This is a genomic window from Streptomyces sp. SID11385, assembly GCF_010548245.1.
In the GTDB taxonomy this organism is placed as follows: domain Bacteria; phylum Actinomycetota; class Actinomycetes; order Streptomycetales; family Streptomycetaceae; genus Streptomyces.
On sequence record NZ_JAAGLR010001146.1, the window covers coordinates 1 to 9,101 of the forward strand.

Here is a 9,101-nt window from a genome sequence, read left to right on the forward strand (position 1 = left end):
GGCCGCGCCCGGGTACTGGAGCGCTTCACGTGGGCGCGCGCGGCCGAGGGCACGGCGGAGCGGTACCGGGCGGCGCTCACGCACGCCGCCGGACCCCGGCCCGTACGGCCCCTCGGCACCCGGACCGCGATCCCGCTGGTGAAGACCCCCGCCGTTCCCGCCACCCCCGCCGTTCCCGCCACCCCCGCCGTTCCCGCCACCCCCGCCGTCCCCGCCACGCCCGCCACCCCCGCCGTCCCCGTCACGCCCGCCACCTCCGCCACCCCCGACCGCGAAAGCAGGTCCTCGTGCTGACCGTCGACTTCACCCGTTTCCCGCTCGCCCCGGGCGACCGCGTGCTCGACCTGGGCTGCGGAGCCGGGCGGCACGCCTTCGAGTGCTACCGGCGCGGGGCGCGGGTCGTGGCCCTCGACCGGAACCGGGAGGAGATCCGCGAGGTCGCGAAGTGGTTCGCGGCCATGGAGGAGGCGGGCGAGGCCCCGGCGGGCGCCACCGCGACCGCGATGGAGGGCGACGCGCTCGCGCTGCCCTTCCCCGACGCGTCCTTCGACGTCGTGATCATCTCCGAGGTCATGGAGCACATCCCCGACGACAAGGGCGTGCTCGCCGAGATGGTCCGCGTCCTCAAGCCCGGCGGGCGCATCGCGGTCACGGTGCCGCGCCACTTCCCCGAGAAGATCTGCTGGTCGCTCTCGGACGCGTACCACGAGGTCGAGGGCGGGCACATCCGCATCTACAAGGCCACCGAACTCGCCGCCAAGATGCGCGGCGCGGGCCTGCGCCCCTACGGCGCCCACCACGCGCACGCGCTGCACAGCCCGTACTGGTGGCTCAAGTGCGCCTTCGGCGTCGACAACGACAAGGCGCTGCCGGTGCGCGCGTACCACAAGCTCCTCGTCTGGGACATCATGAAGAAGCCCCGCACGACCCGGTACACCGAGCACTTCCTCAACCCCCTGCTCGGCAAGAGCTTCGTGGCCTACGCGACGAAGCCGCACCTGCCCCACGACGCAGCGCCGGCCGCCCTCGACGCCGCGCCCACCGCCGTATGACGACGCCCCGTACCGAGCCTCTGACGCTGCCCGGCGTCCTCACCGCCGACGAGGCGCGCGCCACGGTCGCCGCCCTCCTCGGGCAGCAGCGCGAGGACGGGGCGCTGCCCTGGTTCCGCGGCCACCACCTCGACCCCTGGGACCACACCGAGGCCGCGATGGCGCTCGACGCGGCCGGGGAGCACGAGGCGGCGGCCCGCGCGTACGCGTGGCTCGCCCGCCACCAGAACCCGGACGGCTCCTGGTACGCGGCCTACCACGACGGCGACTCCGAGCGGCCCACCGACCGCGCGCGCGAGTCCAACTTCTGCGCGTACGTGGCGGTCGGCACGTACCACCACTGGCTCGCGACGGGCGACACGGCCTTCCGCGAGGCGATGTGGCCCGTCGTGAAGGCCGCGCTCGGCTTCGTCCTCGGGCTCCAGCAGCCCGGCGGGGAGATCGGCTGGAAGCGCGAGGCGGACGGCACCCCCGTCACGGACGCGCTCCTGACCGGCTCCTCCTCCGTCCTGCACGCCCTGCGCTGCGGCCTCGCGCTCGCCGCCGCCCGCGGCGAGGCGCAACCCGACTGGGAACTCGCCGCCGGGGAACTGCGCCACGCGATCCGCCACCACCCCGAGCGCTTCCTCGACAAGAGCCGCTACTCGATGGACTGGTACTACCCCGTCCTCGGCGGCGCGCTCGAAGGCGCGGAGGCGCGGGCGCGGCTCGCCGCGCGCTGGGACGAGTTCGTCGTGCCCGGCCTCGGCTGCCGGTGCGTCGTGCCCAACCCGTGGGTCACGGGCGGCGAGAGCGCCGAACTCGCCCTCGCCCTCTGGGCGGTGGGCGACACGGAGCGCGCCGTCGCGATCCTGCGGGACCTCGCGCGCCTGCGGGACCCGGACACCGGCCTGTACTGGACGGGGTACGTGTACGAGGACGACGCGCTGTGGCCCCGGGAGCAGACGACGTGGACGGCGGGGGCGCTGCTGCTCGCGGTCGCCGCGCTTGCCGGGGAGCCGGCGACGTGCGGGGTGTTCGGGGTGGCGGAACTCCCGTACGGGATCGGCGAACCGGCCGTGGCGTGCCGCTGCGGGAGCTGAGTTCCCGGCGCCTCAGCGGGAGATGCGCCCGGCCGCCGCGTGGCCGATGGCCAGGTACACGACCGCTGCCAGGCCGTAGCCGCAGACGACGCGTGCCCACTCCTTGTCGAAGGTGAACAGGTCGCGCGACCAGCCCGCGAGCCAGGCGGCGGCGTCGTGCACCCACTGCACGAGGTCGTTGCTCCGGTTCGCGTCCAGGAGATACATCAGTATCCAGACGACGATGATGCCGGCCACGACATCGGCGACGAGCGCGATGATCCGGCCTATCGGGGAACCGCTTCTGGTGGACATGGCCACCGTGTTACCGCTTGTGCACGGGTGAAACGGGGCCGGGGACAGGCCGGTTGAGACCTGTCCCCGGCGGTGGGCCCGTGCGGGCGCGCTCCTCAGCCGCGCTGGATGCCCGTCGTGTCGCGCAGGACGCCGCGCTTGCCGTCCTGGGTCTGCGCCACGAGGTCCTGGCCGCGCTGGTCAACGGCCAAGTACCAAGTACCCGGGGTGAGTTCGGCGATCGGCATGGGTGCGCCGTCCTCGCCGTAGATCGGGCGCGGGACGGGGACGGCGAACCAGAACGGGGCGAACTCGGCGGGCTGCGGAGCCGCGGGCGGCGGCGTCGCTCCGGCCTGCGGCGGCTGCTGCCCCGCGCCGGGCTGTCCCGCGCCGGGCTGCCCCGCGCCCGGGTAGCCGTACCCGGGCTGCTGCTGACCGGCGCCCGGGTACCCGTAACCGGGCGGCTGCTGCTGGCCCGAACCCGGGTAGCCGTACCCCGTCCGGCCCTGCTGCTGCCCGTAGGGCTGCGGCTGCGCGGGACGCGGCGCGGGGACGAGCGGGCCCTTGAGGGCGGGGACGAGGGGGCTCGCGACGGCGGCGGCGGCGAGGACGAGGGCGGCGACCAGACCGAGGACGAGGCCGGAGCCCGCGCCGATCTGCGCCAGGGCCTGGATGTCGCTGAGGGAACCCAGCGGGTCGAAGACCGTCCACAGCGCGGTCCAGGCGGCGAACACCGAGAGGGCGACGCCGAACTGGCCGAGGTCCAGGCCGAGCACCTTGCGCGGCTGCGGCAGGAGCTTCGTGAGGATGACGAGCGCGGCCCCGATGACCCCGGCGAGGTACACACTCATCAGGAGCCCGAGATTGTCCCAGGCATTGGGAACGCTGGAGCAACTGTCGCTGTCGCAGGAGAAGGTGCCGAGGAACGAGGCGATGAACAGCACCACCGCGGCCACGATCACCACCCCGTCGCCTCTGGTCAGAGAGCGGATGTTCACGTCGTCAGGTCCTTCGTCGGCAGTGGTCGGCGAGCCGGGGCGTGCGCACCGCCGGCCGTGGGTCGCTGGGTCACCAGGTCCGTACGGCAGAGATCCCCCGAGCTCCCGAGGACCATACCGCCACAGGCCCGGGCCCGTCCGGCGGCCCTGCGCGCCCACGCGGGCATCACGGCGTCCTCACGACTTCTCCCCGGCGTCACCGCCCAGGTACGCCGCGACTCCCGTCGCGATCCCGCGCGCGGCGCGCTCGCGCCACTTCGCGCTGGTCAGCAGCCCCGCGTCCTGCGCGTCGCGCATGTTCCCGCACTCCAGGAACACCTTCGGGACGCGGCTGAGGTTGAGGCCGCCGAGGTCGGAGCGGGTGTCAAGTCCTGTACCGCCGTTGATGTACGTGGCGGGCGAGGTGCCCGTGGCCTTCGCGAAGGACGCGGCGAGGCGGGTGCCGAGCTCGTGCGAGGGCGCGGTGATCGCGCGGGTATCGGCCTTGCCGGCGTGCACGGCGGCGGGCATGATCACGTGGAATCCGCGCGCCCCGGCCGGGGCGCCGTCCGCGTGCACCGACACGGCCGCGTCGGCCTTCGCCTCGTTGCCGATCTCGGCGCGCTCGTCCACGCACGGCCCGAACTCCCGGTCCCCGTCGTACGTGAGCCGCACCTCGGCGCCCTGCGCGCGCAGCAGCTTCCGCGCCCTGCGCACGACGTCGAGCGTGAACTTAGCCTCCGGATAACCGGCGTTGGTCTCGGTCCCCGTCGTGTCGCACTCCTTGCGCCCGTTGCCCACGTCGACCTGCCGGTTGATGTCGGCGGTGTGGAGGCGGTTGTTCAGGTTGTGCCCCGGGTCGAGGACGACGACCTTGCCGCTCAGCGGCCCGCGCGGGGACGGGGAGGGGCGGGGAGCCGCGCTCGTACGGGCGGGGGCCGCCGCCTTGGCGTCGTCGCCCCCCGTACCGCCCCCGTCGCCGCCCCCGCGTCCCGCGACGCCGTACCCGATGCCCCCGGCGAGCAGGAGGACGGGCACGGCGACGGCGCTGACGGTGAGCAGCCGCCGGGAGCGGGGCGGGCGGCCGGGCGGCGGGGTGGCGGGGGAGTTGGACACGCCCGCGAGGATAGGGGGTGTGCGGCGGTGCCCGCTCAGCGGCGCCGCAGCACGCGCAGCGAGTCCACCGTCCGGACCTCCTCGAAATCGCCCGAATCGACCGCGCGCAGCCAGATGCGGTACGGGGCCTGGCCGCCGTCGGCCGGGTCGGGGAACACGTCGTGGATGACGAGGAGGCCGCCGGGGGCCAGGTGCGGGGCCCAGCCCTCGTAGTCGGCGTTCGCGTGCGCGTCGGTGTGCCCGCCGTCGACGAAGACGAGGCCGAGCGGCCGCCCCCACACCGCCGCGACCTGCGGGGAACGCCCGACGATCGCGATCACGTGCTCTTCGAGCCCGGCCCGGTACAGGGTGCGGCGGAAGGCGGGCAGCGTGTCCATGACCCCGAGTTCCGGGTCGACGGTCGCCGGGTCGTGGTACTCCCACCCCGGCTGCTGCTCCTCGCTGCCCCGGTGGTGGTCGACGGTGACGACGGCCACCCCGGCGGCCCGCCCGGCCTCGGCGAGCAGCACCGTCGACCGCCCGCAGTACGTCCCCACCTCCAGCAGGGGCAGCCCCAGCCGCCCCGCCTCCACGGCCGCCGCGTACAGCGCGAGCCCTTCGTGCACGGGCATGAACCCCTTGGCCTCCTCGAAGGCGGCGAGGATGCCGGGGGCGGGGCGGGCCCCCGGGAGGTCGGTGGCGGGCGGCTGGGGCATGGGGCGGGTCCTCCTGCGGTCACGGGCGGGGCGGTGAGGTGCGTACGTAACGTACTTGCCGTCCCGCGTGGGTTCCGTCCCCGCCCCGCTCAGCCGAGGTCGGACAGGTCGAGCACGAAGCGGTAGCGGACGTCTCCCCTGCGCAGGCGGTCGAGTGCCGTGTTGACCTGCGCGGAGGGCAGCACCTCCACGTCGGCGACGATCCCGTGCTCCGCGCAGAACCGCAGCATCTCCGCGGTCATGGCGCGGCCTCCGCTGCCCGCCGAGCCCAGCTTCTTGCGGCCGATGAGCAGGTCGGTGGCCTCGACGGTCACGGAGCCCAGGTACCCGAGGAGGCTGAGCGTGCCGTCGAGCGCCACGAGCCGCAGGTAGGGGGCGAGGTCGTGCGGCGCGGAGATCGTGTCGAGCACGACGTCGAAGGAGTCGCGCGCCTCGGCCATGGCCTGCTCGTCCTCCGTGACGAGGAAGCCGTCCGCGCCGAGCCGCAGCGCGTCCTCGCGCTTGTCCGGGGTGCGGCTGAGAACGGTGGTACGGGCGCCGAGCGCGACGGCGAGCTTGACCGCGAGGTGGCCGAGCCCGCCGAGCCCGGCCACGGCGACCCGGCTGCCCTCGCCGACGCCGAGGGCGCGCAGCGGCTCCCACACGGTGATGCCCGCGCACAACAGGGGAGCGGCGGCGGCCGGGTCGAGCCCGGCGGGCAGGGGGTGGGCGAACGCGTCGCGCACGACGTACTCGCGGGAGTACGCGCCGAGCGTCGTGGAGCCGTCGTGCCGGTCCGTACCGCCGTAGGTGAGGGTCGGGAAGGACCGGCAGAAGTTCTCCTGGCCCGCCTCGCACATCGCGCACGTGCCGCACGAGTCCACGATGTTGCCCACCGCGACCCGGTCGCCGACCGCGAAGCCGCTCGCCCCCGGGCCCACCTCGGTCACGGTCCCCGTGAACTCGTGCCCCGGCACGAGCGGCGTCCCCGCCTGCGCGTCGAAGGCGGCGAGCGCGTGCACGTCGCTGTGGCAGACGCCGCAGTAATCGACCCGCACCGCGAGATCGTCCGCGCGCAACTCCCGCCGCCGCAGCTCGGTGCGCTCCAGGTCCCTGGGCCCTGCCGCGTGCCAGCCGGTCGTCGTTCGCATGGGGTGACCCCTCCGAGGAAAAGTGATCGTTCCCTCGCAGCGTAGGCACCTTCGTGATCGTTCTTGAGCGGTTCCGCTCGCGGCGGATGCGGGAATACGCGCCCTCCGCGCTGCCCCCGTACCTCCGCCCCGCCCCTGCTCAGCCGCTCACCGCCTCCGCCCGCCCGCTGCGGTCCCTGCGGGGGGACAGGACGAGGGGGACGAGGCGGGTGGTGTGGCCGCCGGGGAAGGCGACGGCGGCGGCGCGCGGGGTGTGGCCCGCGGCGCGGCAGGCGACGACGTAGGGGCCGGCGGTGAAGGCGGGCAGCGCGTAGCGGCCCGCGGTGTCCGTCGTGGTGAGCCCGGCCTGGCGGCCCCGGCGGTCGATGAGCGTGACCGTCGCGCGGGCCACGAGCGCGCCCGCCGCGTCCCGCACCTCGCCGCGGAAGCCGCTGAAGCCGTCCGGGAGGAGGAAGTCGTCCGCCGTGCCCGCGAGTTTCACCAGCGTCAACCGCTCGCCGCCCGCCGCGCGCGGCAGGAACCACGCGAGCACGAGCCCGCCCGCCACGGCGCACAGCGCGATCACGAACGACGTCCGGAAACCGCTCAGCGACGGCACCGCGACACCCCCGTGCACGGTCGCCGACCCCGCCAGCACCATCCCGATCACGGCGCTCGACACCGAGGTCCCGATCGACCGCATCAGCGCGTTGAGCCCGTTCGCCGCCCCGGTGTCCTCCGGGCGCACCGCCGCGATGATGAGCGCGGGCAGCGAGGAGTACGCGAGCCCGATCCCCGCGCCGACGAGCATCGCGATCAGCACCGTCTGCCAGGCCGCGCCCAGCAGCCCGAGCCCCGCCCCGTACCCGATCCCGATCACGAGGAGCCCGAGCAGCAGCGTCAGGCGCGGCCCGCGCCGCGCGGCGATCCGCGCGTACAGCGGCGCCGTCGCCATCATCGTGAGCCCCAGCGGCGCCACGCACAGGCCCGCCACCACCATCGACTGCCCGAGCCCGTAACCGGTCGCCCGGGGCAACTGGAGGAGCTGCGGAAGGACGAGCGTCACGACGTAGAACGACACCCCGACCATGACCGAGGCCAGGTTCGCGAGCAGCACCTCGCGGCGCGCGCTCGTGCGCAGGTCCACGAGCGGCGCGGCGGAGCGCAGTTCGTACCAGCCCCAGACGAGCAGGACGAGCACCCCGAGCCCGAAGAGCCCGAGCACCCGCGCCGACCCCCACCCCCAGTCCGCGCCCTTCGTCACCGGCAGCAGCAGGCAGACGAGCCCGAGGCTCAGGCCCAGCGCGCCCGGCAGGTCGAAGCGCCCCGGGGCCCGTACCGAGGCGTCCGGCACGAGCGCCACGACGAGCCCGAGCGAGACCACCCCGAGCCCCGCCGCGAGCAGGAACAGCGCGTGCCAGCCCGCGTGCTGGGCGACGATCGCGGCGAGCGGCAGCGCGAGCCCGCCGCCGACCCCGATCGACGAACTCATGAGCGCCATCGCGCCGCCGAGCCGTTCGCGCGGCAGCACGTCGCGCATGATCCCGATGCCGAGCGGGATCGCGCCCATCGCGAGGCCCTGGAGCGTACGGCCCGCGAGCATCGGCACGAGCGTGTCGGTCAGCGCGCACACGACGGAGCCCACGATCATCGCGCCGAGCGAGACGAAGAGCATCCGCCGCTTCCCGTACAGGTCGCCGAGCCGCCCGAGCACGGGCGTCGAGACGGCCCCCGCGAGGAGCGTCGACGTCATGACCCAGGTGGCGTTCGCGGGCGAGGTGTCGAGGAGGTCGGGCAGGTCCTTGATGACGGGGACGAGGAGCGTCTGCATGACGGCGACGGCGATCCCCGCGAAGGCGAGCGCGGCGACGGTCGCGGAGGAACCGCGGGCGCGAGCGGGGGACTGGCCGGGTATTCGGGGGCGGTCGTGGGTGTGGGGCATGAGCGGTGCTACCTCCGACCCTTGCGGACTGAAAGTGATCCGGTACGGAGGGTAGTCCGGTGGTTCTCGTACGAAGGGGAAACCGGCGGCCCCGGTGGAAGCGGGCGGGGCACGGGCCGGACGGAGCGTGCGCCCCCTGAGACGGCGTGTGCGTCGCGTGCGTCAGAAGCAGGCCCCATGCCGCTCGACCCCGCCCGCCTCACGCGCGGCTTCGGGGGCGAGGGGGGCCTGCACAGTCCCGGCCCCGCGCCCGGTGCTCCAAGGGAACGGGCGGCGTGACCGCACGCGGGCGGGGCCCGGAGACGCTGGTCGGCGTCCCCGGGCCCCGCCCGTCCTGCTGTTGTTTCCCCCGGACGACTAGGCCGCGGCCCGGTCGTCCTCGAAGAACTCGGCGTGCTCGGCGCCGGGCTTGCGGTGGCGCCCGCCGGGCCGGGTCTCCCCGGCCTCTCCGGCGCGCGCCGCGTTCCCCCGGTGCCGCCCCGGTCCGCCCGCGTCCCCGTTCGGGACGGACGGCGCCTCGGCGGCCGACTGCTTGCTGATCTCGGTCAACGGAACGTCACCCCGTAGTACTCGTTCACGTGCGCAACAACTACCCCGGGATTTTCTCACGCCACGTCAGTCACATGTTCGGGGGGTCCGGGCGGAGTTCAGCCGTTGAGGGGCGAATCGCGCAGGGGTACGGGGCCGGTCGCGGCGCGGCCGGACGGCGGCGGCGTGGTCCAGGTGATCCCGGAGGGCACGGCGTCGGAGTCCGGCAGGTCGCGGGCCGGGGCGGGCTCGTCGGCGGGCACGGGCAGCGGTACGGGCACGGCGCCGCGCGTCACCACGAGCCCCGCCCTTATCGCCGCCCCCGCC

General features: G+C 74.9%; 10 protein-coding genes and 1 pseudogene. 3 read left to right on the forward strand and 8 right to left on the reverse strand.

Translation table 11 applies throughout. The features are described 5' to 3' along the window. The 3 genes and pseudogenes from G3I42_RS38125 to G3I42_RS34865 all read left to right on the forward strand — a co-directional run. Positions 1–294, forward strand: a pseudogene (locus tag G3I42_RS38125) (glycosyltransferase family 1 protein); the annotation flags it as partial. Then, entirely contained in the window at positions 288–1,052 is a 765-nt protein-coding gene (locus G3I42_RS34860; RefSeq protein ID WP_164291657.1) for a class I SAM-dependent methyltransferase, read from the forward strand. The pseudogene G3I42_RS38125 and the gene G3I42_RS34860, both read left to right, overlap by 7 nt. Beyond that, complete coding sequence (locus G3I42_RS34865) at positions 1,049–2,134, forward strand: prenyltransferase (RefSeq protein ID WP_164291658.1); 1,086 nt, start codon at positions 1,049–1,051, stop codon at positions 2,132–2,134. Before G3I42_RS34860 ends, G3I42_RS34865 begins: the two co-directional genes overlap by 4 nt. A 12-nt stretch (positions 2,135–2,146) precedes the next feature. Here G3I42_RS34865 and G3I42_RS34870 read toward each other — a convergent pair whose 3' ends face one another. The 8 genes from G3I42_RS34870 to G3I42_RS34905 form a co-directional block, all read right to left on the reverse strand. Then, positions 2,147–2,434, reverse strand: coding sequence for a hypothetical protein (locus G3I42_RS34870; protein ID WP_343244746.1), 288 nt, complete (start codon positions 2,432–2,434; stop codon positions 2,147–2,149). Between the two features lie 89 nt (positions 2,435–2,523). Continuing rightward, entirely contained in the window at positions 2,524–3,405 is an 882-nt protein-coding gene (locus G3I42_RS34875) for a hypothetical protein (protein WP_343244747.1), read from the reverse strand. A gap of 177 nt (positions 3,406–3,582) precedes the next feature. Further along, a complete protein-coding gene (locus tag G3I42_RS34880) occupies positions 3,583–4,500 on the reverse strand; it encodes an N-acetylmuramoyl-L-alanine amidase (RefSeq protein ID WP_343244748.1) in 918 nt (305 codons plus the stop codon). A gap of 35 nt (positions 4,501–4,535) precedes the next feature. Next, complete coding sequence (locus G3I42_RS34885; RefSeq protein ID WP_164291660.1) at positions 4,536–5,195, reverse strand: class I SAM-dependent methyltransferase; 660 nt, start codon at positions 5,193–5,195, stop codon at positions 4,536–4,538. An 89-nt stretch (positions 5,196–5,284) separates the two neighbouring features. Then, positions 5,285–6,325: an NAD(P)-dependent alcohol dehydrogenase gene (locus G3I42_RS34890; RefSeq protein ID WP_164291661.1), complete on the reverse strand. Its 1,041-nt coding sequence runs from the start codon at positions 6,323–6,325 to the stop codon at positions 5,285–5,287. Positions 6,326–6,464: 139 nt separating this feature from the next. Continuing rightward, positions 6,465–8,246 (reverse strand): MFS transporter, encoded by a 1,782-nt coding sequence (locus G3I42_RS34895; RefSeq protein ID WP_164291662.1) that lies wholly within the window; start codon positions 8,244–8,246, stop codon positions 6,465–6,467. A 357-nt stretch (positions 8,247–8,603) separates the two neighbouring features. Further along, positions 8,604–8,795 carry a hypothetical protein gene (locus G3I42_RS34900; RefSeq protein WP_164291663.1) on the reverse strand — a complete coding sequence of 64 codons (192 nt, stop codon included), beginning with the start codon at positions 8,793–8,795 and terminating at the stop codon, positions 8,604–8,606. Positions 8,796–8,893: 98 nt separating this feature from the next. Further along, a partial coding sequence (locus tag G3I42_RS34905; protein ID WP_203607737.1) for a hypothetical protein occupies positions 8,894–9,101 on the reverse strand: 208 nt, incomplete at its 5' end.

What these genes read in the sequence shown, in the direction of transcription:
- G3I42_RS34865 (WP_164291658.1), top strand. Translation starts at nt 1,049, where the DNA reads ATGACGACGCCCCGTACCGAGCCTCTGACGCTGCCCGGCGTCCTCACC.
- G3I42_RS34885 (WP_164291660.1), bottom strand. Translation starts at nt 5,195, where the DNA reads ATGCCCCAGCCGCCCGCCACCGACCTCCCGGGGGCCCGCCCCGCCCCC.
- G3I42_RS34890 (WP_164291661.1), bottom strand. Translation starts at nt 6,325, where the DNA reads ATGCGAACGACGACCGGCTGGCACGCGGCAGGGCCCAGGGACCTGGAG.
- G3I42_RS34895 (WP_164291662.1), bottom strand. Translation starts at nt 8,246, where the DNA reads ATGCCCCACACCCACGACCGCCCCCGAATACCCGGCCAGTCCCCCGCT.